Genomic DNA, 25,449 nt, shown 5'->3' with positions numbered 1-25,449 from the left:
TCGTAGCTGCAAACGCATCGTCAATCCGTCCGTCCGACGCGGTGGCCGAGCACCGCGTAGTAGAGGATGTAGAGGTAGCACGGCACCATGATCGCCGCGAACGCGAACTGGAAGTCGACGTGCTCGCGCAGGATCGCGAACGTCTGCGGCACGAGCGCGCCGCCGGCGATGCCCATGATCAGCAGCGCGGAGCCGATCTCGGTCAGCCGGCCGAGTCCCTTGATTGCGAGCGGGAAGATCGCCGGCCACATCATCGCGTTGGCGAAACCGAGCGCCGCGACCATCCCGACCGAGACGTAGCCGCTGGTGAAGTACGCGCCGAGCGCGAGCAGCACGCCGAGCGCGGCCGAGCCCGCGAGGTAGCGCGACTGCGAGACGTGGCGCGGAATCGCGACGAGCCCGGCGACGTAGCCGGCGAGCATCGCGCTCAGGGTGAACGAGGTGAAGAACTTCGTTTCGTCGGGCGGCAGGCCGAAGCCGCGGCCGTAGGTGCCGATCGCGTCGCCCGCCATCACCTCGACGCCGACGTAGAGGAACAGGCAGAGCACGCCGAGCCAGAGGTGCGGATAGGCGCGCAGCCCGGCGCCGCGCGCCTGCGCGGCGGACGCGTTCGCCTCGGCCGCGCGCACTTCCGGCAGCGGCGAGCGCACGATCCACGTGCCGAGCGCGGCCAGCACGAGCGCCATGCCGAGATAGGGCAGGTGCACGCGCGCGGCGAACGCATCGAGCAGTGCGTTGCGCGCGGCCGGATCGGCCGCCTGCACCTGCGCCTTGAGGTCGCCGAGCCCGTGCAGCACGAACATGCCGAGGGCGAACGGCGCGAGGATGCCGGCGACCTTGTTGCAGATGCCCATGAAGGCGATGCGCTGCGCCGCGCTTTCGATCGGGCCGAGGATGCTGATGTACGGGTTCGCCGCGGTCTGCAGCAGGGCGAGGCCCGCGCCGATCACGAACAGGCCACCGAGCGCACCCGGGTACCAGCGCTGGACCGCGAACTGGCCGAACGCGAGCGCGCCGAGTGCCATCACGAACAGGCCGATCGCCATGCCGCGCTTCATGCCAGTGCGGCGCAGGATCGCCGCCGCCGGCAGGGCGAGGAAGAAGTACGAGAGATAGAACGCCATCAGCACGAGGAACGCGTTGACGGTGTCGAGCTCGAAGGCGAGTTCGACGAACTGGATCAGCGGCCCGTTCATCCAGGTCACGAAGCCGAAGATGAAGAACAGCAGGCCGATGACCAGCATCGGCGCGTGCCGGCCCGGTACGGACGTGTTCGCGGCAGTGGCGGCCATCGAGACCCTCCTGTGGCCCTGACCGGTATGGCCTGGGCGTATTAACGTTGTCATCCCGTGTCGCAGCCGGGCCGCACGGGTACTCGTCACGACATTTGCAGCGCGGCGTACGGAGTCCCCGCCGCCTCCCGCGTGGCTGCCGATGGTAGCCATGCGCGTCTCCGGGTTCATTTTGCAGTGCAAGTTGACAACGTTGTCAAGCGCACCGAGACTGCGCCCCGACCGCGGCAGGCGCCCATCGCCGGCCCGCCGCACCAGTTTCGGGGAAAGGGGTGGACGAGAACCGCTATCGCATCGCATCGCGCGCCGCCGGCCAGCCGCTCATCGCGGCGGACGTCGGTGGCACCCATGCCCGCGTCGCCTCGATCGTGCCGGTCGCCGACGAGCGGGGCAGCGCGTTCGCGATCGGCGACTACTGCAAGTACGCCTGTGCCGACTTCCCGAGCCTCGCCGCGATCGTCGAGTCGTTCCGCGCGAGCTACGTGCGCACGCCGGTCTCGTCCGCCGCACTCGCGATCGCCGGCTTCGTCGTCGACGACGCGGTCGTCAACGTGAACCTGCCGTGGCCGGTGTCGATTTCCGACCTGCGCACGCGCCTCGGTCTCGACGACCTCGCCGTCGTCAACGACTTCAAGGCGGTCGCCTATGCGGTCGGCCACGTCGATGATGCGAGCGCGCTCCTGCTCGGTGGCCCGGCTGAACACCGGCCCGGGCCGATGCTCGTGGTCGGACCCGGCACCGGGCTCGGCGGAGCCGTGCACATCGCCCAGGACGGGCGTCCGGTGATCCTCGCGACCGAGGTCGGACAGGCGACGCTCGCCGCGACCACCGAACTCGAATTCGACGTGCTGCGCGAACTGCGCAAGCGCAGCCCGCGCGTGCTGATCGAACACGTGCTGTCCGGCACCGGGCTCACCAACCTGCATGCGGCGATCCGCGCCCTGCGCGGCGCGCAGCCGCTCGCGCAGACGCCGGCGCAGATCAGCGCCGCGGCGCTCGCCGGCAGCGATGCGCTCGCGACGGAAACGGTCGAGGTGTTCTGCGGCTGGTTCGGCAGCGTGCTCGGCGACCTCGCGCTGCTGTACGGCGCGGAGGGCGGCATCTATCTCGCCGGCGGCGTGCTGCCGCAGATGAAGGAGCTGCTCGTGCGCAGCCGCTTCATCGAGCGTTTCCTCGACAAGGGCGCGATGCGCGAAGCGCTCGCGCGCACTTCGATTCGTCTGGTCGACCACGCGCAGCTCGGTGTCATCGGCGCAGCGAGCTGGTACTTCGACCGCGACGACGGCGGCCGCCGCGCGGCGGCGGAACGGATTGGGACGAAAGCGACGACGGACTGACACGAGCCGGCGAGCGGCGCGCAGCGAACGCGTCCGCGGACCTACACCACTGGAGGAGGGGTTCACCGTGAAGAGCAGGACATACCGAAAGACGATGCTGTCGGCGAGCATCCTCGCCGCCTTCGCGTTCGCCGCCGCGGCGCACGCGGCGGAATCCGCCACGGCCGCCGACGCGTCCACGGACGCCGCGGCCGACGGCCACGCCGGCGCTGCGCAGGACGACACGCGCGCGCAGGAAATGGACGCGATCGTCGTGCACGGCATCCGCGAGAGCCTCAAGGCCTCGCTCGACACCAAGCGCGACGCGAATGCGATCGTCGATGCGATCACCGCCGAGGACATCGGCAAGTTCCCGAACACGAACGTCGCCGAGGCGATGGTGATGATCCCCGGCGTCACCCTCGACCGGCGCTTCGGCCAGGGCGAGCGCGTCAGTATCGACGGCACCGACCCGAGCCTCAACCTGTCGTTCATCGACGGCCACCCGGTCTCGCAGGCGATCTGGCTGTACGGCGAACAGCCGAACCGCGGCTTCGACTACACCCTGCTCGCGCCGGAAATCCTCGGCCGCCTCGAAGTCTACAAGTCGTCCGAAGCGCGCCTGCCCGAGGGCAGCCTCGGCGGCACGGTCATGATGCACACGCGGCTGCCGCTCGACCTCGACGCGAACTCGATCGCGGGCTCGATCGGCTACAACTACAACGACCAGGCCGAGGACGGCAAGCCGAACGCGTCGGTGCTGTACAGCTGGAAGAATGACCAGAGCACGTTCGGCTTCAACATCGCCGCGCAGCACTATGAGGAATCGGTCGACCGCCAGGGCATCGAGATCTTCGGTTACCACCCGGTGTCGGAGTACGCCGCGAACAGCCCGGCCATCGCCGCGCAGGTCGCGAGCGGCTCGCTCGACGCGAACGCGCTCGTGCCCGACGAAATCAACGCGGCGTACTTCCAGCAGACGCGCAAGCGCAACAGCGCGGTCGTCAACCTGCAGTTCAAGCCGGACGAGCGTTTCGACGCGACCTTGAGCGGCATGTACATCAAGGAAAGCTTCGACAACTACAACCAGTCGGTCTACAACTTCCTGCACTGGAACGCCGCGACGATGGCGGCGGTCGACAGCTTCACGCAGGGCGACCACGGCCTCGTCACCGGCGGGCATTCCGCGGGCGAGGGCGCCGGCATCATCTACGACAACCAGCTCCGATCGTCGGAAGTGACGACCAAGGGCCTCGACCTGCGCGGTGCCTATCACGGCGAAGGCTGGAACCTCTCGGGCCAGATCGGCACGAGCAAGTCGGACAACCCGAAGATCAGCCAGTACCTGCTCGAGCCGGTCTACTTCGGCGGCTTCAGCTGGGACGACCGCCACGGCTACTCGTTCGACGACCCGGCCGCGGGCCGCGATCCCGCCAACTGGGGCGGCGGCTGGCTCGGCAACAACGGCGTGTTCATGGCGCACGCGAAGGACCATTACGGCCAGCTCGATTTCAGCAAGGACTTCGGCGGCAGCTGGATCAACCGCCTGCTCGTCGGCGTGCGCTACGCCAAGCACGACGAGAACTACGGCCTCAACGTCTACGGCGGCGTCACGCCCGGCACGCTCGCCGACGTCGGCACGATCTCGCCGACCGACATCCTCGACGAGTTCTCCGGCTTCTCGCCCGACCAGGCGCGTCACCTGCAGGTGGGTGAACGCAACATCCTCGACTGGATCCGCAACAGCAACCTCGACTTCGCGCACCCGGACCCGGGCAGCTACCTCAACAACACCTGGGCGCTGACGCAGAAGAACTCGGCTGCCTACGCCCAGCTCGACTTCGGCAACGATGCGTGGCGCGGCAACGTCGGCGTGCGTTATGTGCACACCGAGCAGGAAGGCTCCGGCTACAACCTGCCGGGCAGCGTCGCCCCGGTGCTGCCGGCGTTGCCGGGCTGGTACCAGACCAAGAAGTCGTCGATCAACAACTGGCTGCCGTCGTTCAACGTCGCCTTCGACGCGGCGCCGGACGTCGTGCTGCGCCTGTCCGGGGCCGAGGTGATCGCCTGGGCGCCGTACAACCAGATGGTCAACAACACCTTCCTCAACGACACCGTGCTCACCGGCAGCGGCGGCAACGCCGACCTCGAGCCGTACAAGTCGGTCAACTTCAACCTGTCGGCCGAGTGGTATTTCGCCGAGCAGTCGGTGATCGCGGCCTCGATCTTCTTCAAGCACGTGCTCAACTACATCGACACCATCCCGTCGCCCGAGCGCCATTACAACTCGATCCGCGACACCGATCCGACGCAGTGGGACTCGCTCGTCGGCAGCCATGGCTGCACCGCCGACGGCTTCTGCGACTACAGCATCTCGCGTCCGCGCAACGCCGGCACGGCGAAGATCAAGGGCTTCACGCTCACCTACCAGCAGGCGTTCGGCAGCACCGGCTTCGGCATGGTCGCGAATTACACGTATGCCGACGGCGAGACGAGCCAGGGCACGCCGATGCCGTACCAGTCGGAGAACTCGGTGAGCGTCGGTCCGTACTACGAGAACGGCCCGTTCAGCGCGCGCATCAACTACAACTGGCGCGACCACTACCTCGCCGGCGGTTACGTCGCCGGCGCGCCGCCGGCGGTCGTCGACGACTACGCCGACCTCGGCCTCAGCCTCGGCTGGAAGTTCAACCAGAACTTCTCGGTCACGTTCGACGCGATGAACCTGCTCAACGAGAAGTACCACCAGTACGCGGTCGGCAACGAGGACCAGCTGTTCGGCGAATACACGACCGGCCGGCGCTACATGGCGAACCTGCGCTTCAACTTCTGACGACTCCAACGTGCGACATTGCGGGCCGGCTCACCCCGGCCCGTCTTTTTTTGCGGGAAAGGGGCAGGGAGGGGCCCGGTCGGGGACGAAGGTCCGAGGTTCCGCCGGGTCCGTTCCCGCTCGAGCCACAGCGGATTCATTGCAGGAGGTTCTTGCGCATGCACCGATGGTCGATGTTCGGATTGCTGCTCGTCGCCGCGTGCGCAAGCCACCCCGCGCCGCCTCGCACGTCGTCGACGCTGCCGCCGCTGCTGCCGTGGCCGGCGCGGGTCGAGGCCGGACACGGCCGTTACGTCGTGCACGACGGCGCGAAGCTCGACGCCGCGGGTGGTGACGAGGCAGGCGCGATCGCGCGCGGATTCGCCGCGCGCATCGCCGGCGATCGTGGCCTGCGTCTCGACGTCGCCCCGGGGGACGTCCGCGACGCGGGCATCGTATTCGCGCTGCGCCCCGACGATGCCTCGCTACCGGAAGGCGAGGGCTATCGCCTCGTCGTCGACGCGACGCACGTCGAACTCACCGCACGCGAGGCGCGCGGCCTGTTCCGCGGCAGCACCACGTTGTGGCAGTTGCTGACGCCGACGATGGCGCCGGCGACGGCAATCGACGTCCCGGCCGTGCGCATCGAGGACCATCCGCGCTTCGCCTGGCGCGGCGCGATGCTCGACTCCGCGCGCCACTTCCAGCCCCCCGAATTCGTCAAGCGCTTCATCGACGAAATCGCACTCGCCAAGCTCGACGTGCTGCACTGGCACCTCACCGACGACCAGGGCTGGCGCATCGAGATCAAGCGCCATCCGCGCCTCACCGAAATCGGCGCGTGGCGCCGCCCCGCCGGCGCGGCCGGCACCGATGCCGACGGCAAGCCGGTGCGCTATGGCGGCTTCTACACGCAGGACGAGATCCGCGACATCGTGCGCCATGCGGCCGAGCGCTACGTGACGATCGTGCCCGAGATCGACATGCCGGGGCACATGCAGGCGGCGATCGCCGCATACCCGGAACTCGGCGCCTCGCGCGACGAGCCGGTCGTCTCGCCGGACTGGGGCGTGCACAGCTACCTGCTCGCCGTAGACGAAACGACGATCGCGTTCATGCAGGACGTGCTCGACGAAGTCGTCGACCTGTTCCCGTCGACGTACATCCACATCGGCGGCGACGAGGCCGTCAAGGACCAGTGGAAGGCATCGCCTGCGGTCCAGGCACGCATGCGCGAGCTCGGCCTCGCCGACGAGAACGCGCTGCAGGGCTGGTTCATCGCGCGCATGCAGCGTCATCTCGCCGCGCGCGGCCGCAAGCTGATCGGCTGGGACGAGATCCTCGAAGGCGGCGTGCCCACCGATGCGGCCGTGATGTCGTGGCGCGGCACGAAGGGCGGCATCGAGGCCGCGAACGCCGGCCATCGGGTCGTGATGGCGCCGTCGCCGGACCTCTATCTCGACCACCTGCAGAGCGACGCCGCCGACGAACCGTCGGGCCGGCCCGACCTGCGCACGCTCGCCGACATCTACGCCTTCGACGCGACGGCCGGCATGGACGCGTCGGCCGCAGGCCGCGTGCTCGGGGCGCAGGCGAACCTGTGGACCGAGCACATGCGCACGACCGCGATGGTCGAGCATGCGGCGTTCCCGCGCCTGGCCGCGCTCGCCGAAACGCTGTGGTCGCCGCGCGAATCGCGCGACTGGCGCGGTTTCATCACGCGACTCGTGCCGCAGATGGAGCGTTGGCGCGCGCACGGTATCGCCGCGGCTCGGAGCGCGTTCGAGGTGAGATTCTCCGACACGCCACAAGGCGTCGTACTCTCGAACCAGGCCGGCTTGCCGATGCGTTACACGCTCGACGGCAGCGAACCGAATGCGCAGGCGGAGCGTTACGCGGGCGCGCTCGCCGTGCCGGCAGGCGCGACGGTTCGCGCGGCCGCGTGGCTCGAGGGCCGTCGCATTGGCCCGGTCGCCAGCCGCGAGCCCGGCGCGCAACGCCGGCGCGCGAGCAATGAACTCGCGCAATGCAGCGGCAAGCTCGTGCTGCGCATCGAGGACGATGCGCCGCCGCAAGGGCCGCGCGCGTTCTTCGATGTCGACCTGTTCGACCCGTGCTGGACGTGGCCGCATGCGCCGCTCGATGCCGCCACGCGCATCCGTGTCGCGGTCGGCCAGTTGCCTTACAACTTCCAGCTCGCCGCCGACGTCGTGAACATCGTGCCGCGTCCCGCACCGGCGACGCCGGCCGGGGAACTGCTCGTGCGTGACGGCTGCGCGGGCGAGCCGCTCGCGACATTGCCGCTCGAGCATGCGCGCGCGCAGCCCGGCGTGACCGTGCTCGAGGCCGGGTTGCCGTCGCTGCCGGGCGTGCACGACCTCTGCTTCATGTTCAGCGGCGAGGGCCGCGATCCGCTGTGGGCGATCGATGCGATCGAGCTGTTGCCGCGATGAAGCGCCGCGGACGTGGCTCAGAACCCGCCGCCCGCATCGAGCCACGCCTGTTCCTCGGCCGTGCTGGCGCGGCCGAGCGCGGCATTGCGATGCGGGAAGCGGCCGAAGCGCACGATCACGTCACGATGCGCGGTCGCGTACTTCAGGTAGTAGTCGTCGCCCATCGCGGTGAACAACGCGAGCGAGCGGTCCTGGTCGGCGAGTGACTCGGAGTGCTCGAACGGCATGTAGAAGAACAGGCGCAGCTCGCCATCGACCGCGCGGTCGTGCCCGGCGTCCACCGCCGCGGCCGCCACCGTGCGCGCGAGGCCGTCGGTCGCGAATGCATGCGCGCTGTTGCGGAACAGGTTGCGCGGGACCTGGTCGAGCAGCAGCACGAGCGCGAGCGAGCCCTCGGCGCTTGCGCGCCAGGCGTCGAGCTCGCGCCGTGCCGCCGCGTGGTGCGCGGCGGCGTAGCGCTCGCGCAGTGCTGCGTCGAACGCGTCGTCGCGGGCGAACCACCGGGACGGGCCGGCCTGCTTCCAGAATGCGACGAGATCGGCGGGGTCGATGTGCACGCGGCGGACGCGGTCGGTGGGTGGTCCTGCGAATCTACCTTCCTTGCCGCGTGCAAGCCAGCCATGCCGGGCGGGCTGTCGCCAACGGTGAGACGCGGGGCATCGACCCTCGACGGCCCGACGAAGAGGAGGCCGTCAATGCAATCGGATACGATATCGCCGCGTCGCGTCCCGCTCGCCCTGCCCGGCTCACGCCGCGTCGAACATTGCTATGCCGTGCACGGCAAGGGCGGGTGCGAAACGGCGCGCAGCGCGCGGGTGGAGCTCGTGCTCGTCGACGAAGCCCGTGACGTCTGGAACGTACTCGGATTCCACGCCGGAGCGGATCGCTTCGCGAGCGACGCGGTCGACTGCGATGGGAACTGGCGCGTGCTCGGCTGGCGCATGGCCGACGGCACGCGGCCGTTCGGCGACTATGACGTGGTCGACCCCGAACTCGCGCAACTGGACCAACTGCCCCGCGCGGCCCATCCACGCGTGCTGCGCGCATGCACGGGCGACGATGCGAGCTGACGGCTACGGCGCCAAGCCGCGCGGCCAAGCCCGTCAGCCGATGATCCAATCCTTGCTGCGGCTGTCGCTGAGGAACGCGATGTCCTCGACGAGGTCGGGATACGACTGACCGAGCGTGAACGTGCCGGCGATCCAGTGCAACGGAATGCCGTCGGTGTGGTCGGGCTGGTCGACGTAGACCACGCCGTCATCGGCGGCGAACACGGTGCGATCGCCTTTCGCGAGCTGGTCGTGCACGCGTTGCGCGAGCACGGCTGCGCCTTCGGAGAGCCGGCCGATGCGCAGCGCGCCTCGCCCCTGGGTGCGGATACGGTGCATGGATGTTCCTCCGTCGTCAGTCGGGTGCGTTTTGCGCGGCCGCGAGATCGATCCACTCACGTCCCGCGACCAGCCGGTAGAGCGGAAGCTGCGCGCGCCCGAGTTCGTCGACGAGTCGCGAAGCGAGGTGGATCGCGCGGCGCTCGCCGATGCTGAAATCGATGTAGCCGTCGTACCACTGGAAGCCCGCGGGAGAGCGCGTCGCCTGTTCGATCCGGCATGCGCCGTGCTCGTCCCCGGGCCAGAAGCGCGCGACGAATGCATTGACCGCGGATTGCGCGTCGCTGTCCGCCTCGAATACGACGACCTGCTGCCAGCCGGCTTTGGTGTTCATGGCGATGCCCACGATGACTTCCCTGACGGATGCCCGCGGCGCAGGCTTCCCGAGGCATGGACCGTACGCCTCGCCCGTCAGCTCATCAATGGGAAAAAAATTCCCACGCTGCAGCGCTTGAAAACGCGCATGAACGCGCCGAGAACGCGCCCCGGCGATGAATCATCGATGAGTCGTGCGCATGTCGTTCATGCACGCCTCGGCAGCAGGACGCCAACGTGAGCGGGCAGTCCAACGTTCACGGAGCGGGCGATGAAGACGAAGACGTGGCACATCACGGCGCGCAACGAGCGCGACTGGCACATCGAGGAAAAGGGAGAGCTGCTGATCCGCTTCGACTACCGCGACGACGCGATACGCGAAGCGGCGCGTCGCGCGCAGGCGCACGAGGCGGAGGGCGAGCAGGCGCACCTGGTGATCCACCGGCTGGACGGTTCGATCGAACGCGAACTGCACTTCGGCCGTCCGTCGTTCCGGCCGCGTCCGTAGGACGGCAGACGAGGCCGCCGCGCGCGGCCTCGTGCTTGCGCAGTCAGGTCGGGCGTGCGCGCGCGAGCGTCACGCGGTGCGCCGCGCCGGGTCGCCCATCCGGGCATGAAGGCGCGGTGGCCAAGCCGAGTGCCTGCGGCCACGACGCGGGTGCCGAGTCGTCCGCCAGTCCGAACGAATCCGGCTCCGCATCATCAGGCGCGGGCGCGAACTCCGCGGCGAGGTCGCCCGGCGCGCTCTCGGCGAGCATGCCGATGAGTTGCCAGTTGAGATGATCCCTCGCTTCGGCGAGCGCGACGCATTCGGCGGCGACGAGCTGCGTGGCGGCGTGGTCGCCGTTGGCCGCAGCCATTTCGATCGCTGCGACGAGCGCGGCGCCCTGGCGCGGGACGGCATCGCGTGCAGGTGAGGTCGCGTCGGGGTCCAAGCCGAGCGCGGGGAGTAGGTCGCACAGGATGCGCGCGTGAAGGCGCGTCTCCTCGAGCTGCGTACTCCACTCCCGCTGCACCTGCTCGTCGACCGCGACGCCCATGGCGGCTTCGTAGACCCCGATCGTGCTGCGCTCTGCTTCGAGCGCGTGCAACAGGAGCCGGCGGACCTGCGCACGATCGATGGGCTGGCGATGCATCGGAGGACGCTCCATGGCGGACAAGGCCGTCCATCATCGGTGCACGCACTGCAATCGCGGGTGAATCGTCACGCGTTTGCTGAATGAATCGCTTGGGGTACCGGCGCAGGTTCGGCGTTCAGTCACGTGCGCGGGCGGACGCTCCATGCCGCAGTCGCATTCCGTCATAGGAGGAGAACGTCATGCCACGTGGCGACAAGTCCAGCTACAGCTCGAAGCAGAAGCGGCAAGCCGAGCATATCGAGGAAGGTTACGAGAAGCGCGGGGTATCGAAGAAGACCGCACAGAAGCGCGCGTGGGCGACGGTCAACAAGCAGACCGGCGGCGCGCGTGGCAAAAGTGCGGGCAAGAAGTCGGCGAAGAAGACGTCGGCGAAGAAGACATCCGCGAGCAAGTCGGCCAGGAAGACATCCGGCCGGAAATCGGCGAAGAAGACGTCGGCGCGGAAGTCGCCGGCGAAGAAGAGTTCGACGAAGAAGAGTTCGACGCGCAAGCGCGCGGCAAGCAAGCGCCCGGCCCCGGCGAGGCGAGCGACGAAGAAGTCGGCCGGCCGGCGCAGTTCATCGAGCCGCTCGGCGGCGGCGAAGAAGGCCGCGCGCACGCGCGCGCAACCGGCGCCGTGGCGCCTGATCCCGTGATCCCGGAAGGAGAATCCTCATGCTGCGTGCGATCGTGCTCGTCCTGCTGATCCTGCTCATCCTCGGCGCGTTGCCCGTGTGGCCCTACAGCTCGGGCTGGGGCTATTACCCGAGTGGAGGCGGCCTGCTGCTCCTGATCATCCTGCTCGTGCTGCTGTTCCGTTAGCCACGGGGCGTGCCATGCCGGCGGTGGGCGCCGCGGTCCTCGCGATCGATCTCATCAATCCGTTCGATTTCCCGGGCGCTGCCCCGCTGCTGCGCGAGACGCGGCGCGTGTTGCCGAACATGCGCCGCGTACTGCGGCGCGCGCGCACCGCCGGCGTGCCGGTCATCTACTGCAACGACAACTTCGGGCAATGGCGCTCGGACTTCCGCAGCAACGTCGACCTGTGCGCGGGCGAGGGGGCCGTCGGCGCCACGCTCGTGCGCGAGATCGTGCCATCGCCGCTCGACTATTTCGTGCTCAAGCCCAAGCACTCGGCGTTCTTCGAAACGCCACTACGCATCCTGTTGAACCAGCTCGGCGTGAAGCGTGTCGCGCTCATCGGTATCGCCGCGGATTCCTGCGTGCTCAACACTGCGCTGGATGCACACATCCGCGAATACGAAGTCGCCGTCGTGCGCGATGCGGTTGCCTCGGCGACGAGCGCGCGGACGCGCCGGGCGCTCGACCTGCTGCGCACCGATCGACCGATTCGCGTGGTCGCGACACGCGCTGCATTGCGGTGGCTGGGCGCCTAGCTTCCGGTTTGCCGGTGCGGCGCGTCGACCGGCTTGGACTGGGGCGAGTCCTTCTGGCGCAGGAAAACCGACAGCACGACGAGCGACAGCACGGCGAGGAACTCGCTCTGCCAGTTCTGCATCGATTCGAACCAGAACTGCGCGCCCGAGACGTGCTCCAGCAGGGTTTCCGGTGGCCTCCCCGAGGCGACGCGCTCGGCGGCTTCGCGCTTCCAGCTGCCGATCGCATGACCGGTGAACGCGATCGCGAACAGGGTGAACATCGCGATCGACAGGGATCGCTCGTAGATTGCGCGCCACGCGCCGCCGGCACGCGCGGGCCACGGCGTCGGCCCCGCGTCGATCTCCTCGTGTTCCTCGGATGGATCCAGCGGGCGCGACTCCGCCGAGCCGCGCTGGCGCAGATGCACGGTGAGCAGCACGTACATGCCCATCTGCAGGAACTCGCTTTCCCAATTCTCCATCAGCGCCGAAAGGAAATGGCCGCTGCGCAGGTACGCGCCCAGACCGAGCGTGCCGGCCCCCTCGCGCAGCAGCTCTTCATTGTAGGCGGCGTGGCCGAACAATACCTGCGCGACGAGGCAGGCGGCGAAGATCGCCATGAGAATCAACGATAGACCGTTCGCTCGCAGCATCGTGGCCACGCCGCCGAAGATGAGCCATCGTTTGCCGCCGACGATGAATCGGCGCTAAGCCGTGCTGGGATGGGTTCATGCTGTGCTTTACGACGCAAGCCTAGGGTCGACGCCCTCGCCTTGGAGACCCGCCATGCCAGCCCATCGTCCCCTCGCCCTCGTCACGGGCGCCTCATCAGGAATCGGATTCGAACTCGCCAAACTCGCGGCGCAGGATGGCCACGATCTCGTCGTCGCCGCGGACACGCCGCTCGAGGAGGCCGTGCGCGAACTGGAGGGTTTCGGCACACAGGTGTTCGCGGCTCACGTCGACCTCTCGACCCAGGAAGGCGTCGAACACTTCCTTTCGCTCGCCACCGACCGCCGCGTCGACGCGCTGTTCGCGAACGCCGGCCACGGACTCGGCCAGGCCTTCCTCGACCAGGCGTTCGACGAGATCATGCACGTCGTCAATACGAACATTTCCGGCACGCTCTATCTGCTGCATCGCGTCGGTCGCGGCATGCGCGAGCAGGGCGGCGGGCGGATCCTCGTCACCGGTTCCATCGCGGGGTACCAGCCGGGCAGTTACCAGGCCGTGTACAACGCGTCGAAGGCATTCGTCGACTCGTTCGCGCTCGCATTGCGCGACGAGCTCAAGGAAACCGGCGTCACCGTCTCCTGCCTCATGCCGGGCGTGACCGATACAGACTTCTTCGAGCGCGCCGGCCTGCTCGACACGAAGATGGCGAACGGCAAGAAGATGGATCCCGCGATCGTCGCCAAGGTCGGCTACGACGCCATGATGGACGGCGAGGCCGACGTGATCGCAGGCTGGAAGAACAAGATCGAGGCCGCGCTCGCCAACATCACGCCGGGCGAACATCTCGCCGCGCAGCACGGCAAGGTCGCCAGGCCCGGCAGCGCGAATACGCGGCACTGACGCCGGCACGCGCGCAAGCCGATGGACGGCTGGTTCGACCTCTCGATGCCGTGGTGGGCCTTCGCCGTGCGCGGAGCGCTCGCCTACCTCGGCCTGCTGCTGCTCATGCGTCTCGCCGGAAAGCACGCGTTCGGCGAAATGTCGCCGTTCGACATCGTCGTACTGATCCTCGTCGGCGGCACCCTGCGCAGCGCGATCGTCGGCGACGACAGGTCCGTGCTCGGGCCGTTCATCGCGATCGGCTCGATCCTCGTCGTCGACACGGTGCTTGCGCACCTCGCAGCGCACAGCGTCGCGTGCAATCGCCTGATCGAGGGCAGGGCGGCCCTGCTCGCGAGGGCCGGCGCCGTGATCCCGGGTAGCCTCGAGCGTCATCGCGTGGCGCGCGCGGCATTCGAGCGCGGACTGAGATCGCGAGGCATCCGTTCGGTCGAAGAGGTCGCCGAGGCGCGCCTGGAAGCGGATGGCCGCATGTCCTTCATCAAGGGAGCATCCCATGAACGCGAAACATCGTGACGACGAAACGGTCAGCCCGCACCGCGACGCGGGCATGAATGATCCCGAGCCTTCCGTTTCCGACGGTCGGCGCACCGGTCGCAAGGAGCCGGGCAAGTCGGAGGAGTTCAGCGAGGACGAGGACGACGACGAGCGCTGAGCACGCGTTGCGCGCCGCCCGGTGCGGCGCGCGGCACGCGGTGCCGGGCCGCATGCTCAACCGGGCTCGCGTTCGGGATGATCGTAGCCGTACGCGTGTTTGTGCTCCACCGCACCGTCCTGGCCGTGGACCACGAGTTCGGCGACGCCGCCGTCGTCGACGACCCTGCGCCCGCGCGCTGCGCCCGCGCGTTCGCCTTCCTCGCGCGAGCCGAACGTCGCGACCGAGTGTCCGTCGTACTTGAGGTGCCACAAGCCGTCACCGGCTTCGTGGACGAGGTGCATCACGTAGCGTGGCATCATGGCGCTGCCCTCCGGTTCATAGCACGTCGCAGCAAAACAGGCGCGGGCTGAATGCAGCGCGAAGCATGCGCGAGGCTAGGTCGCGCGACGCGCATCCGGCCAATGCACGAGGATGCCGATCGCCGCGAGGCGCGGGGCGGCGCTCGCGCGCAGGTCGTCGGCGATGTCGTGGACGCGGATGCCCGGCGAATAGATGCCGACGATCTCGTCCATCGCGTGGTCCGCGGCGTAGACCGTCGGTTGCGCGTACACGTTGCCGTCCGGGTCGATGAACACGGTCGTCGGCACGCGGTACTCCTTGACGGCCTTGAATGCTTCCTCGGCGAGGCGCTGCGGTTCGGCGGAAATCTCCCCGAGTTTCCGCGGCGATACGAGCTCGTCGATGATGTCGTGCATGCGTGTTCCCCTGTGCCTTTTGCGGCGGAGGCGAACGTAGCCGGCTTGCGCACGGCACCGCAACGGGAAAGTTTTACTCATTCAGTAGGCGGAGCGGTTCGGGCCGCTGCGTCCGCCCGGCCGCTGACATCGCGCTGATGATTCTTGAACACGTTCGTTACACGCACTCGGGGATGCTCCGGTCCCTGAAGAACCCGGACCGGAGGAGACCCATGCAACCAGAATGGCGCCCGATCGGCATCGTCGAGACCCCGATCACCAATCCCCTCGTCAAGCTCGCGTGCGACGCTGCGCCGATGCGGTACCGCGCTTCGCTCCGGTCGAACAGCGCATCGACGTCGCGTTGGGAACTGTCCGTGAATTTCGCGCGCGGGGAATCGCGCGGCGCCGCGGCTGCGCGCGCGCTGATGCACACGCTCTGCGTGCTCGCCTCGTCGCAGCGCTTTCCGCTCACGATCATCGATGGCAAGCATTGGCTCGACGAGGGGGCGCCGTCGGTGCACTGAGCGGGCGACCCATCGGCAGCGCGTTCCGTCTCAGCCTGCGCGACGCGGCTGCACGAGCTTCTCGCGCATGGACAGACAGCGAGATCCGCGGTGGGAGCCCCGTACGGGCGATGTGATCTGGTTCCGCTATCCGCGCAACCGCGCCTGGCAGTGCGCGATCGTCGATCGCGTGGCGGACGGGCGCGTGTATTACACGCGATCGGCCGTGGGCGTCGGTCGCGGCGAACCCGTCTGGATCGACCTCGACGGCTGGCGGCAGCGTGCGTGGCGTTCGCGGCTGCGCTTCCCACTCGGCGAGCGGATCGCGAGTTGAGCGCACGCCGCAACCGGGTGGAGCGCCGGGTTACATTTTCTTCACGCGGCAGCGCGTAGGGTGCGAGTCGCAATCCATCTGCCTCGGCGCGAAGCAGCGGGGCATGTCGATCACGGGTCCCGCTGCGCACGATGAGCTACGACAGTCAGCTCGTTCCCCGGTAGTCGAAACTCCTGCCCGACCTTGATCTTCGCGGGCCACCGGGAAGAACCCATCATGAACAGCCCATCACCGCATCTGAGCGGATGGACCGTCGTTGCCACCGTCGAAGTCGCGGACACCGAAGCGATCACGCAGTTTCTTCCACGCGAGGCGGCGGAGTACCGCTTCGTGCGCGCCGCGGCATCCCCGCAGGGCTACATCTGGATCGACATCCAGGTCGATTTCGGTGCCGGCGTGGAGCATGCATCGCGCATCGCACGCACCGTCCTCGGCGAACTCGAAGGCTGCGGCCTGACCGACTTCCGCATCATCGCCGGCCGTGCCTACCTGGCCCTCACCAGCCTCGCCCCCGCTTAGCGCGGCAGCGCTTCGCGCGGCCGGCGTGCCGACGCGCGAGCGCGCAGGTCAGGCAGACGCGGGAGCGCAGACGTGCTGCTCCGGACCGGATCGGATCGGATGCAGCAGTACGGAAGTGTCATGCCGAAGGTGGGACTCGAACCCACACGCTTTTGAGGGCGGCGGATTTTGAGTCCGCTGCGTCTACCGATTCCGCCACTTCGGCACGGGCCGCGCGGATGGGTCGCGCGGGGCCGCGCAGTATACGGCAAAGCGGTCAGTGCGTGGCGTCGAGGGCGAGCTGGCACTCGTCGCAGCGGTACCAGCCGGCGCCGGTCGGGTAGAACTTGAGGCAGTTCTCCAGCGAGCGGCGGTAGATGTGCAGCGACACCGCGTTCGCCTCGTCGCTCGGGTTGAGGATCGTGTGGTATTCGTGCGGCGGAATCAGGCTGCCGGCGGAGCCGGCGCCCGCATTCATCGTGCCGCGTGGCTCGAAGCGGTAGCGGCCGTCGCGCGATTCGACGAGCTCGTATGGCGTGATCTCGAGGAAACCCTGCCAGACGCCCTCGACACACCACTGGCCGGCATGGTCGTGGATCGGCGTGCCCTGGCCCGGGCCCCAGGTCATCGCGACCACGCTGTAGCCATGCTCCTCGCTGCGGTAGAGCTCGCGCCGGGCGTAGTGGTCGTCCTCGCGCTCGAACACGCAGGCGGGGAGCTGCACGTTCGGGTCGCGGATGAGCTTGCACAGCGCATGGCGCAGCGCATCGGTCGTGGCTGTCTCGTCGGGCAGCACGACGGCGGCGTCGATCGCGGCGATGAGCTGGCGGGCGCCGGGGAATTCGAGCGAAAGCATGGCATGTACCCGGAGACGGGGCGTCGGAACGGTGCGCGGATTCTAACAGGCTGTCGATCGGCGCGGTCCCGCGCGTCGCCCGCACGCGGGAGCAGGGCCGCGCAGGTGCGCGACCGGAACCGGCGCGCCGGGGCGGTTCCCGGCGCCCGTGGCCGCGCGACGCGGCGTCCGCGGTCAGCGCAACGTGATGATGTGGACCGGCATGTCATGGGTAGCCAATGTGGCGCCGGTCGTGTTGCACGCGCGGATCTTCACCATGCCGGCGCTCGGCGAATTCAGCGCGACGAGATCATGCCCTGCGGCATCGTCGCACCCGCCTGAATCGCGAAAAACGGAATGTCGCCGGCCTGTACGCCGGGCACGCTGGCGTTGTAGTCGTTGCAATCGTGCGCGCTGACCGTGAGGGTGATGGCCCCGTTGGCGTAGCCGCCAGCGATCCTGCCGCGCGTGACGCTGTCGTTCGCGAGCTGCGCCGTGCCGACCGCGCCGTTCGCCAGCTCGCTCGATCCGACCGCGCCGCTGGCGATCTCGCTCGATCCGACCGCGTCCGTCGCGATCTTGAAGGCGGTGACCGCGTTGTCGGCCATCTTCGCATTGGTCACGGCGCCGCCCGCCAGCTCGGCACTGCCGACAGCGCCAGCAGCGATCGAAGGGTTCGGATACGTGCCGGTGAGATCACCGCCGGCAGGGGCCGTGGTGCCACTCAGCGTGAACTGCGCGACCGGCGTGGTCGCGATCGGTTGGCGCGGCAGCATCGGTACGCCGTCCACCGATACCTGCAGGTACAGCTGGGTGCCGCTGAATGCGCCCGGAAAAGCGAGCGAGATGCTGAAGAGGCCGTCGTCGACGGGGTAGTCCGCTTCATCGATCGCGGGGCCGACCTGGTTGCCGCCATTCTCCGCGTCGTAAAGCGCGAAACTCAGGTCGAAGGTGCCGTTGGCCGGGGCGCCGTTCTGCTGCAGCCGGCCTTGGTAGATGAAGTCCGGCAATTGCGGCTCGGCGAATGCGGTCGTGCCCGCGAGCGCGAGCGCGATGAGCAGCGCCTCGGACGCCTGTCGCACGCGTGCGCGCAGGCGCGTCGGGTAGAGCATCGATCGGTTCATTGGCAGGCCTCGAAGCCGGTGTCGAAGAGGGAGTCGCGCTGCAGGCTGCCCGGGCCGGCCCAGTAGCCGGCGTGCAGCGAGAAGGCGGCGCCACCGGAGACGCCGACTGCGGGCTCGCCGATGCTGCCTTCGAGGACGCGGCAGCCGCCCGGTGAGCGGCTGGTGCCGCCGCCGCCCGCGATCGCATACGCGACGATCTGTGCCGTGGCAATGCCGCAGCCGAGCAGGCCGAGGAGGGTGGCGGCCGCGACGTGACGGCGCCGGAGGCGGGTGGCAGGTGGACGGTGCGAACGCATGGCAGGTTCCGGCAGCCGGACGATGGCGCCGCGCATTTCGCCGGCAGCCATGCACGCCCACGCAAATGCGCGACCGGAAGGGCCACGCGAACCGGCGTGCGTCGAAGCCGCGCGGACGGGGCTGCGGTCAGCGGTCGAGGAAGCCCGCGATGGCCGCGCCGAAGCGCGCGATGTCGACGAGGAACGCGTCGTGCCCCTGCGGGCTGTCGAGCGCGACGAATTCGACTTCGGTGCCGCCGGCACGCAGGCCGTCGGCGATCTGTTCCTGCTGCGACAGCGGGAAGAGGATGTCGGTCTCGACGCCGATTACCAGCGCGCGCTCCACGTCGAGGCGTTTCAGCACGGATTCGACGCTGCCGGGGCCGGGCGCCGCCGCGTGCTCGGCGAGATCGAACCAGTCGCTCGCGCGCGAGAGATAGAGATAGCTGTTCGGATCGAAACCGCGCACGAAACGGCGTGCATGGCCGGCGAGGTAGGACTCGACCTGGAATTCGAAGCCGAACGGGTCGTCGTCGCGCTGGTCCGCCTGGAGCCGGATGCGCGCGAAGCGCCCGACCCATTCCATCGCGGACCGATAGGTGATCACGCCGAGCTTGCGCGCGATCGACATGCCCGCTTCGGGGTAGTGCTCGTCGTCGTAACGGCCCTGGTTCCAGTTCGGATCGAGGCGGATCGCTTCGCGTTGCAGCGAGCGGATCGCGATCGCGAACGGCTGCGCCTGCGGCGCGGTCGAGATGCTGATGTGGCGGCGCGCGCTGCCCGGGTGCTGCGCGAGGTAGGCGAGCGCGGTCATGCCGCCCATCGAGTTGCCGAGCAGGCAATCGAGGCGCGCGATGCCGAGGCTGCGCACGAGCTCGAATGCGGCGTTGGCGGCGTCCTCGAGCGTGAGTTCGGGAAAGTCGAGGCGATACGCTTCGCCGGTCGCCGGATTCACGTCGGCCGGACCGGTCGAACCCTTGCAGCTGCCGAGCGTGTTCACGCAGATCACGAACCAGCGGTTCGTATCGATGTACTTGCCCGGGCCGATCATCTCCTCCCACCAGCCGGGCGAAGGGTCCTGCGCATTCGATGCCGCGTGCGCGCTCGGCGACAGGCCGGTGAGGACCAGCAGCGCGTTGTCGCGCGTGGCGGACGGCGCGCCCCAGGTCTCGTAGGCGAGGCGCGCGCCGACGAGTTCGCCGCCGCGCTTCATGCGGAACGGCGAGGGCAGGGCGAACCACTGGCGGGCGTCGGACATGCGGCACACAACGACGGAACGGACCGCGCAATGTAGCGGCGGGGGCCGCGCCCGCCAAGTCGGGCGCCGCTCAGACAACGCTCGCTAGCATCGCAACACCCTTCCAGGCCGAACGAGGACCGATGCCGACCCGCCAACCCCACGTGCTGGTTTCGACCACGGCCACGCGCCGCGCGGGTGCGCCGCATGGCCGGGACTGAGCCTCGCCCCGAGGCCTCGGCGCGGCCGCGCCGCATCCGCATCGCGCGCGCGTTGCTGGTCGCGGCTTTGATCGCCGTGTTGCTGCCGCTCATGCTGCTTGCGTTCATCGTGATGTTCGACTGGAACCGCGCCAAGCCGTGGCTCGCCACGCGGGCGAGCGCGGCGCTCGGTCGCGCGGTGGCGATCGACGGTGACTTCGACGTGGCCTGGCAATGGCGCCGCGGCGACGGCGACGACGCGGCCTGGTCCCCGGGCTTGCGCCTGCGCGCATCCGGCGTGCGCGTCGCCAATGCGGACTGGGCGCGCACGCCGTCTGCGGCGTCCTTCGAGCGCCTCGAGGTGGACGTGCGTGCCCTGCCGCTGCTCTGGCATCGCATCGATATGCCCACGGTTCGTGTCGCCGGTCCCTACATCGACGTCGAACGCCGCGCCGACGGCAGCGACAACTGGAGTTTCGAATCCGCCGGCAGCGGCCCGCACGCGTGGAGCGTCGAACTCGGCGACGTCGTATTCGACGCCGGCGAAGTCGACGTGCGCGATGCGCAGCGCGAGCTCGACGTACACGCGACGATCGAGCCGCTCGCCGCGCCGATCGCATTCGGCGAGCGCGTCGAAGGCGACGACCCGAGCACGCGCCGCGACGTGATCCAGCGCGTCGGGCGGGCGGCGGCGCAGCGCCTGCGCGACGCCGCGGCCGAGCGCGAGCAGCGGCGTGCCGAGCGCGGTCGCCCGGTAAAGCCGCCGCCGTATCGCTTCGGCTTCACGGCGAAGGGCACGCTCGCCGGCATGGACGTGTCGGGCAAGGGCCGCTTCGGCGGCGTGCTCGCGCTGCGCGAACCGGAACCGTTCCCGTTGCGCGCCGACATCGACGTCGGTTCGACGCAGATCGCGTTGACCGGCACCATCACCGACCCGACGAGTGCCGACGCGGTCGACATGCGCCTGTGGATCAGCGGGCGCAACCTCGCGGATCTCTACGACATCCTCGGCATTCCACTGCCGAAATCGCCGCCGTACGCGACGGTCGGCCGGCTCGCCGGACATTTTCGTCCGAACCGGACCTCGCTGCGCTACGAGGATTTCAGCGCGCGCGTCGGCGGCAGCGATCTGGCTGGAACGCTCACCTATCGTTCCGGCGAGCCACGTCCGACCCTGAGCGGCGACGTCGACTCGACGCTGCTGCGCCTGCGCGACCTCGGCGCCGTGGTCGGCGCCGGCAGCGCCGAGGACCGTGCCGCGCGCGGTGACCGCGCCGCACAGCCGGCCGGCCGCGTGCTGCCGACCGAGCCGTTCGACGTCGAGCACTGGCACGCAGCCGACGCCGACGTGCATTTCAGCGGCAAGCGCGTGATCCGCAACGAGGAACAGCCGATCAGCGACGTCGACACGCGCATCCGCATGCAGGACGGCGTGCTCACGCTCGAACCGCTGCGCTTCGGCATGGCCGGCGGTCGCGTCGACGGTCGTGTACGCATCGATTCGGGGCCGCACCCAGCGAAGGGCTCGGTGAAACTCGCCGCGCGCAAGCTCGCGCTGGCGCGCCTGTTCGAGGCGAGCGACGGTCTTTCGAAGAGCCTCGGCCAGGTCAACGGCGACATCGAACTCGACGGCGCCGGCAATTCGATCGCGGCCATCCTCGGCAGCGCCGACGGTTCGCTCAAGGTCGTCATGGCCGACGGCGAGGTCAGCGAGTCGACGATCGAGAAGGCAGGCCTCAACGTGCTCAACACGTTCTTCGCCAAGCTGCGCGGCGACCCGCCCGTGCATATCGATTGCGCAGCGGCCGTGTTCACGGTCGAGGACGGTCGTGCGGTCGCCGACCTGTTCGTGTTCGACACCGAGAACGCGCGCATCGACATTGAGGGCGCCATCGACCTCGGCGACGAAAAGCTCGACCTCGTGTTGCGCCCGCGCGCGAGCGGCTTGCGCATGCTCACCCTGCGCTCGCCGTTGCGCGTCGCGGGCACCTTCGAGCACGTCGACGTCAGCGTCGAGAAGAAGCAGCTGCTGCTGCGCGTCGGCGCGGCGATCGGCCTCGGTGTCGCGGCCGCGCCGGCGGCCGCGGTCGTGCCGCTGATCGCACCCGGCAGCGACGAGGAGAAGCAGTGCGCGCCGCTGCTGGCGGAGGTTGGCAGGAAGGGCGCGAAGCCGGAAGCGAAACCGCGCGCGAAGGCGGCGACGAAGGCCGCAACGAAAGCGAAAGGCGCGCGCAAGTGACGATCGCGCGCGGGCATCCTTGACGCGTCCGCGTCGTGCTCGGGTAGGATGGGCACGGGGAGGGACGCCGGCCCGGCGTCCGACGGACACGTGCGCGTGCCGAGCATCTATCAGCTGAAACCGGCCTTCCAGGGGCTGCTGCGTCCGCTCGTGAACGCGCTCGCGCGCGGCGGCGTCACCGCGAACCAGGTGACCGTGCTCGCGGTCGTGCTGTGCGCGGCGGTCGGCGCCGCGCTCGCGCTCGTCGACGATCCGCGCATCCTGCTGCTGCTGCCGGTCGCGCTGTTCCTGCGCATGGCGCTCAACGCGATCGACGGCATGCTCGCGCGCGAGCACGCGCAACAGTCGAAGCTCGGCGCGATCCTCAACGAACTCGGCGACGTCGTCGGCGACGCCGCGATGTACCTGCCGCTCGCACTGCGCCCGGGCTTCCCGGCCGCGGCGATCGTCGTGTTCGTCCTGATCGGCGTCATCGTGGAGATGGCCGGCGTGATCGGCGTGCAGATCGGCGCGAGCCGCCGCTACGACGGCTTCGGCAAGAGCGATCGCGCGTCCGTCGTCGGTGCGATCGGCCTCGTCTACGGCTTCGGCTGGGCGCCGCTCGCTTGGCTCGCCTGGCCGTTCTGGATCGCGACCGCGCTCGGTGCGTGCGCGATCGCCACGCGCGCGCGCCGCGCCCTTGCCGAGGTGCGTACGAAAGGAGACGCCGCTTGAACCTCGCCTCGCTGCATCTCTGGATCCCGCCGAGCGTGCTCTGGACGTTCGGCGCGATCGTCGCGCTGCTCGTCGTCGCGACCATCGTCGTCGCGCTGATGCGCCGCGGCGACGCGGGCAGTCACGTCGAACTCGCCGCGCGCGTGAACTCGTGGTGGGTACTCGTCGGCGTGTTCGCGGTCGCGCTGCTGTTCCGACGCGGCATCGCGATCGGCTTCTTCGCGGTGCTCTCGTTCCTCGCGCTCAAGGAATACCTGTCGCTGATCCCGACGCGACGCGCCGACCGGCGCGTGCTGTTCTGGGCTTACCTCTGCGTGCCGATCCAGTACTGGTGGGTTTGGCAGCAGTGGTACCACATGTTCCTCATCTTCATCCCGGTATGGGCGTTCCTGTTCATCGCGATGCGCATGGTGCTGCGCGGTGAGACGAAGGACTTCCTGCGCGCGGCCGGGACGATCCACTGGGGCCTCATGACGATGGTGTTCGGCCTCAGCCATCTCGCCTACCTGCTCGTGCTGCCCGACGGCGCGCCCGCACGCGGGGCGCACGGCGCCGCGCTGCTGCTGTTCGTGGTGCTGCTCACCGAACTCAACGACGTGCTGCAGTACATCTGGGGCCGCACGCTCGGCCGACGCAAGGTCATGGAATCGGTGAGCCCGAAGAAGACCGTCGAGGGCCTCGTCGGCGGTGCGCTCACGACCACGCTCGTCGCATTCCTGCTCGCGCCCGTACTGACGCCGCTCACGCGTCCCGATTCGATCGCGATCGGCCTCATGATCGGCTTCGGCGGCTTCCTCGGCGACGTGACGATCTCGGCGGTCAAGCGCGACATCGGCGTCAAGGACACCGGCACGATGATCCCGGGTCACGGTGGCATCCTCGACCGCATCGACAGCCTGCTGTTCACGGCGCCGCTGTTCTTCCATTTCATGGCGTTCTTCTATTTTTGAGATTTCGGGCGGCGCCTGTCACAACGGGCGTCATTCCCGCGAAAGCGGGAATCCATTTTGATTTTCGGGCAAGCAGATGGCTCCCGCTGTCGCGGGAATGACATTCGCACTGCACGGCGTGCGCAGGGTGATCGTGACGATGGGATATCTATTGCGCTTGTTCTTCTACGGCGTACTCGTACGCCTCGTCGTGCTGTTCGTGCTAGGCCTCAACGTGCGCCACCGCGAGCGCCTGCCCGTCCGAGGGCCGGCGATCCTCGCCGCCAACCACAACAGCCACCTCGACGCGATGGCGATGATCAGCCTGCTGCCGCTGCGCCTGCTGCCGAAGGTGCGCCCGGTCGCCGCCGCCGACTACTTCCTGCGCAACAAGCTGCTCGCATGGTTCGCGCTCAACGTCGTCGGCATCGTGCCGCTCAACCGCCAGCGCACGCACGAGAAGGAAGACCTGCTCGCGCCGATCGCCGCAGCGCTCGAACGCGGAGAGATCCTCGTGTTCTTCCCGGAAGGTTCGCGCGGCGAACCCGAGCAGCTCGCCGAATTCAAGACCGGCCTCGCGCGCATCGCCGAACGCCGTCCCGACGTGCCGGTGATCCCGGTCTACACCTACGGCCTCGGCAAGGCACTGCCGAAGGGCGAGTGGATGATCGTGCCGTTCTTCGTCGACATCTTCGTCGGCGAACCGCTGCATTTCGACGGCGACCGCTTCGCGTACATGGATCGCTATCGCCACGCGATGGCGGAGCTCGCGCTCGAGGAGAAGCATGCGGATTGGACCTGAGGAAGGCCGGGGGGGAGTCCTGCAATGACGCAGCGTAGGAAAGTCCGCTCTGGCCTCGCTCGCTATCCGAACATCCGGAACAGCGGGTAGCATCCGATGAACGTGAACACGAGCATTGGAGCGATCAGTCCGCCGCGCAGCGGGTGGCGTTGGTAGGAGAGCCGCCCAAGCCGACGAACAGCAGATAGAGCAATGCAAGCGGGCTCGCGAAGATCATGACGATCGGCCAGAGGTTGCTCTGATTGTGCCAGGCGCTGACGGTGACCACCGCCACCCCGATCATGAACGGAAGCGGGAGCAGCGCCGCATACCGGACCGCACCCTTGAGCGTCGCGACGGTGAGCACTTGCAAGACGACGTAGGCGGCGAAAGTCGAACCCCAGCCGAAAAGGAAGAACGACATCCAGCTCATGGTCGTTCACGCGACGACGGTATGAGAGAGCCTGCTTGGCGCAGGGGAATGCCCGGGGTGACGGTGGACCTTCCGTCACCCTGCGTCACTGGATTCGATTGCGGCAAGTTCATTCTGTCCTACGACTTTGGTGCCCGGCTGCTCAAGTTGCACAGACATGAATCACCCGCTTGACGCGGCAGAACTGCCGGGGCCTAACGCTTGAGCTAAGCGGCCGCTGCCGCGTACTGCATGATAGCGCGAGTACCCGTCGCACCGGTCCGCTTGAGTGATCGAATGGACTCCCCTCGTGTCGCCACACGGCTTCGATGAGCCAGACTGAAAGGTTTAGCCTTCAGGACACGGGATCGCGAGAGGAGTCCGC

At 68.6% G+C, this 25,449-nt stretch carries 31 protein-coding genes and 1 tRNA gene; 17 read left to right on the top strand and 15 right to left on the bottom strand.

The window, feature by feature from the left end; all coding sequences use genetic code 11:
- Window positions 1-20 precede the first annotated feature (20 nt).
- Window positions 21-1,292 carry a sugar MFS transporter gene (locus tag EV148_RS13965; protein WP_131999307.1) on the bottom strand — a complete coding sequence of 424 codons (1,272 nt, stop codon included), beginning with the start codon at window positions 1,290-1,292 and terminating at the stop codon, window positions 21-23.
- A 272-nt stretch (window positions 1,293-1,564) separates the two neighbouring features.
- Between EV148_RS13965 and EV148_RS13960 the strand changes: the two genes are divergently transcribed.
- The 3 genes from EV148_RS13960 (at window position 1,565) to EV148_RS13950 (ending at window position 7,873) form a co-directional block, all read left to right on the top strand.
- The gene (locus EV148_RS13960) at window positions 1,565-2,629 is read left to right on the top strand and encodes a glucokinase (RefSeq protein WP_241988102.1); all 1,065 of its coding nucleotides are present in this window, start codon (window positions 1,565-1,567) and stop codon (window positions 2,627-2,629) included.
- 94 nt (window positions 2,630-2,723) lie between these two features.
- Entirely contained in the window at window positions 2,724-5,441 is a 2,718-nt protein-coding gene (locus EV148_RS13955) for a TonB-dependent receptor (protein ID WP_131999610.1), read from the top strand.
- Window positions 5,442-5,599: 158 nt separating this feature from the next.
- A complete protein-coding gene (locus tag EV148_RS13950) occupies window positions 5,600-7,873 on the top strand; it encodes a family 20 glycosylhydrolase (RefSeq protein ID WP_131999305.1) in 2,274 nt (757 codons plus the stop codon).
- 17 nt (window positions 7,874-7,890) lie between these two features.
- Here EV148_RS13950 and EV148_RS13945 read toward each other — a convergent pair whose 3' ends face one another.
- Window positions 7,891-8,430, bottom strand: a complete 540-nt coding sequence (locus EV148_RS13945; RefSeq protein ID WP_425479869.1) for a DUF924 family protein — start codon at window positions 8,428-8,430, stop codon at window positions 7,891-7,893.
- A gap of 138 nt (window positions 8,431-8,568) precedes the next feature.
- On the opposite strand from EV148_RS13945, the gene EV148_RS13940 reads away from it, so the two are divergent.
- Window positions 8,569-8,943: a hypothetical protein gene (locus EV148_RS13940; RefSeq protein ID WP_131999303.1), complete on the top strand. Its 375-nt coding sequence runs from the start codon at window positions 8,569-8,571 to the stop codon at window positions 8,941-8,943.
- A gap of 33 nt (window positions 8,944-8,976) precedes the next feature.
- Here the strand turns inward: EV148_RS13940 and EV148_RS13935 are convergent, their stop codons facing one another.
- Complete coding sequence (locus EV148_RS13935; RefSeq protein WP_131999301.1) at window positions 8,977-9,261, bottom strand: hypothetical protein; 285 nt, start codon at window positions 9,259-9,261, stop codon at window positions 8,977-8,979.
- 16 nt (window positions 9,262-9,277) lie between these two features.
- Window positions 9,278-9,595: a hypothetical protein gene (locus tag EV148_RS13930; RefSeq protein ID WP_131999299.1), complete on the bottom strand. Its 318-nt coding sequence runs from the start codon at window positions 9,593-9,595 to the stop codon at window positions 9,278-9,280.
- Window positions 9,596-9,847: 252 nt separating this feature from the next.
- Between EV148_RS13930 and EV148_RS13925 the strand changes: the two genes are divergently transcribed.
- Window positions 9,848-10,084: a DUF2188 domain-containing protein gene (locus EV148_RS13925; protein WP_131999297.1), complete on the top strand. Its 237-nt coding sequence runs from the start codon at window positions 9,848-9,850 to the stop codon at window positions 10,082-10,084.
- A gap of 43 nt (window positions 10,085-10,127) precedes the next feature.
- Here EV148_RS13925 and EV148_RS13920 read toward each other — a convergent pair whose 3' ends face one another.
- Both EV148_RS13920 and EV148_RS18545 read right to left on the bottom strand, forming a co-directional pair.
- On the bottom strand, window positions 10,128-10,712 hold the full coding sequence (locus EV148_RS13920) for a hypothetical protein (RefSeq protein ID WP_131999295.1): 585 nt from the start codon (window positions 10,710-10,712) through the stop codon (window positions 10,128-10,130).
- Window positions 10,713-10,962: 250 nt separating this feature from the next.
- Window positions 10,963-11,313 (bottom strand): hypothetical protein, encoded by a 351-nt coding sequence (locus EV148_RS18545; RefSeq protein WP_158287475.1) that lies wholly within the window; start codon window positions 11,311-11,313, stop codon window positions 10,963-10,965.
- Window positions 11,314-11,369: 56 nt separating this feature from the next.
- Here EV148_RS18545 and EV148_RS13910 point away from each other — a divergent pair, with 56 nt between their 5' ends.
- The gene (locus tag EV148_RS13910) at window positions 11,370-11,516 is read left to right on the top strand and encodes a DUF3309 family protein (RefSeq protein ID WP_182518629.1); all 147 of its coding nucleotides are present in this window, start codon (window positions 11,370-11,372) and stop codon (window positions 11,514-11,516) included.
- A 14-nt stretch (window positions 11,517-11,530) separates the two neighbouring features.
- A complete protein-coding gene (locus tag EV148_RS13905) occupies window positions 11,531-12,091 on the top strand; it encodes a cysteine hydrolase family protein (protein WP_131999292.1) in 561 nt (186 codons plus the stop codon).
- Here EV148_RS13905 and EV148_RS13900 read toward each other — a convergent pair.
- On the bottom strand, window positions 12,088-12,726 hold the full coding sequence (locus EV148_RS13900) for a DUF6766 family protein (protein ID WP_131999290.1): 639 nt from the start codon (window positions 12,724-12,726) through the stop codon (window positions 12,088-12,090). The two genes, EV148_RS13905 and EV148_RS13900, sit on opposite strands and share 4 nt — an antisense overlap.
- Before the next feature lie 133 nt (window positions 12,727-12,859).
- On the opposite strand from EV148_RS13900, the gene EV148_RS13895 reads away from it, so the two are divergent.
- From EV148_RS13895 to EV148_RS18540, 3 genes are read left to right on the top strand one after another with little or no spacing between them, the layout of a single operon-like run.
- On the top strand, window positions 12,860-13,648 hold the full coding sequence (locus EV148_RS13895) for an SDR family NAD(P)-dependent oxidoreductase (RefSeq protein ID WP_131999288.1): 789 nt from the start codon (window positions 12,860-12,862) through the stop codon (window positions 13,646-13,648).
- 21 nt (window positions 13,649-13,669) lie between these two features.
- A complete protein-coding gene (locus tag EV148_RS13890) occupies window positions 13,670-14,164 on the top strand; it encodes a YetF domain-containing protein (protein ID WP_131999286.1) in 495 nt (164 codons plus the stop codon).
- Window positions 14,145-14,303, top strand: a complete 159-nt coding sequence (locus tag EV148_RS18540; protein ID WP_158287474.1) for a hypothetical protein — start codon at window positions 14,145-14,147, stop codon at window positions 14,301-14,303. Before EV148_RS13890 ends, EV148_RS18540 begins: the two co-directional genes overlap by 20 nt.
- A 56-nt stretch (window positions 14,304-14,359) precedes the next feature.
- On the opposite strand, the gene EV148_RS13885 is transcribed toward EV148_RS18540, so the two are convergent.
- Together EV148_RS13885 and EV148_RS13880 are read right to left on the bottom strand one after the other, a co-directional pair.
- Window positions 14,360-14,605, bottom strand: coding sequence for a DUF2188 domain-containing protein (locus EV148_RS13885; protein WP_131999284.1), 246 nt, complete (start codon window positions 14,603-14,605; stop codon window positions 14,360-14,362).
- Between the two features lie 75 nt (window positions 14,606-14,680).
- On the bottom strand, window positions 14,681-15,001 hold the full coding sequence (locus tag EV148_RS13880) for a hypothetical protein (protein ID WP_131999282.1): 321 nt from the start codon (window positions 14,999-15,001) through the stop codon (window positions 14,681-14,683).
- A gap of 212 nt (window positions 15,002-15,213) precedes the next feature.
- On the opposite strand from EV148_RS13880, the gene EV148_RS13875 reads away from it, so the two are divergent.
- From EV148_RS13875 to EV148_RS13865, 3 genes are all read left to right on the top strand, one after another.
- Window positions 15,214-15,507 (top strand): hypothetical protein, encoded by a 294-nt coding sequence (locus EV148_RS13875; RefSeq protein ID WP_131999280.1) that lies wholly within the window; start codon window positions 15,214-15,216, stop codon window positions 15,505-15,507.
- A 67-nt stretch (window positions 15,508-15,574) separates the two neighbouring features.
- Complete coding sequence (locus EV148_RS13870; RefSeq protein ID WP_131999278.1) at window positions 15,575-15,820, top strand: hypothetical protein; 246 nt, start codon at window positions 15,575-15,577, stop codon at window positions 15,818-15,820.
- Window positions 15,821-16,036: 216 nt separating this feature from the next.
- Entirely contained in the window at window positions 16,037-16,339 is a 303-nt protein-coding gene (locus tag EV148_RS13865) for a hypothetical protein (RefSeq protein WP_131999276.1), read from the top strand.
- A 121-nt stretch (window positions 16,340-16,460) separates the two neighbouring features.
- On the opposite strand, the gene EV148_RS13860 is transcribed toward EV148_RS13865, so the two are convergent.
- From EV148_RS13860 to metX, 5 genes are all read right to left on the bottom strand, one after another.
- Window positions 16,461-16,544, bottom strand: a tRNA-Leu gene (locus EV148_RS13860).
- Window positions 16,545-16,595: 51 nt separating this feature from the next.
- Window positions 16,596-17,174: a cysteine dioxygenase family protein gene (locus tag EV148_RS13855; RefSeq protein WP_131999274.1), complete on the bottom strand. Its 579-nt coding sequence runs from the start codon at window positions 17,172-17,174 to the stop codon at window positions 16,596-16,598.
- A 275-nt stretch (window positions 17,175-17,449) separates the two neighbouring features.
- Window positions 17,450-18,277: a hypothetical protein gene (locus EV148_RS13850; RefSeq protein WP_131999272.1), complete on the bottom strand. Its 828-nt coding sequence runs from the start codon at window positions 18,275-18,277 to the stop codon at window positions 17,450-17,452.
- Window positions 18,274-18,624 (bottom strand): hypothetical protein, encoded by a 351-nt coding sequence (locus tag EV148_RS13845; protein WP_131999270.1) that lies wholly within the window; start codon window positions 18,622-18,624, stop codon window positions 18,274-18,276. The genes EV148_RS13850 and EV148_RS13845 overlap by 4 nt, the downstream gene beginning before the upstream one ends.
- Before the next feature lie 76 nt (window positions 18,625-18,700).
- Window positions 18,701-19,810, bottom strand: coding sequence for a homoserine O-acetyltransferase MetX (gene metX / locus EV148_RS13840; protein ID WP_131999268.1), 1,110 nt, complete (start codon window positions 19,808-19,810; stop codon window positions 18,701-18,703).
- 186 nt (window positions 19,811-19,996) lie between these two features.
- Here metX and EV148_RS13835 point away from each other — a divergent pair, with 186 nt between their 5' ends.
- The 4 genes from EV148_RS13835 (at window position 19,997) to EV148_RS13820 (ending at window position 24,673) form a co-directional block, all read left to right on the top strand.
- Entirely contained in the window at window positions 19,997-22,228 is a 2,232-nt protein-coding gene (locus tag EV148_RS13835; RefSeq protein ID WP_131999266.1) for an AsmA family protein, read from the top strand.
- A gap of 96 nt (window positions 22,229-22,324) precedes the next feature.
- Window positions 22,325-22,942, top strand: coding sequence for a CDP-alcohol phosphatidyltransferase family protein (locus EV148_RS13830; RefSeq protein ID WP_131999264.1), 618 nt, complete (start codon window positions 22,325-22,327; stop codon window positions 22,940-22,942).
- Complete coding sequence (locus tag EV148_RS13825) at window positions 22,939-23,892, top strand: phosphatidate cytidylyltransferase (protein ID WP_199222790.1); 954 nt, start codon at window positions 22,939-22,941, stop codon at window positions 23,890-23,892. The genes EV148_RS13830 and EV148_RS13825 overlap by 4 nt, the downstream gene beginning before the upstream one ends.
- 97 nt (window positions 23,893-23,989) lie before the next feature.
- Window positions 23,990-24,673, top strand: a complete 684-nt coding sequence (locus EV148_RS13820; protein ID WP_199222789.1) for a lysophospholipid acyltransferase family protein — start codon at window positions 23,990-23,992, stop codon at window positions 24,671-24,673.
- 124 nt (window positions 24,674-24,797) lie between these two features.
- Here the strand turns inward: EV148_RS13820 and EV148_RS13815 are convergent, their stop codons facing one another.
- On the bottom strand, window positions 24,798-25,085 hold the full coding sequence (locus tag EV148_RS13815) for a hypothetical protein (protein ID WP_131999262.1): 288 nt from the start codon (window positions 25,083-25,085) through the stop codon (window positions 24,798-24,800).
- Between the last annotated feature and the right edge of the window lie 364 nt (window positions 25,086-25,449).

Source organism: Dokdonella fugitiva, assembly GCF_004342425.1.
GTDB lineage: Bacteria > Pseudomonadota > Gammaproteobacteria > Xanthomonadales > Rhodanobacteraceae > Dokdonella_A > Dokdonella_A fugitiva.
The sequence above is the reverse complement of the archived record's forward strand: the minus strand, read 5'-3'. Positions and strand labels throughout refer to the sequence as shown.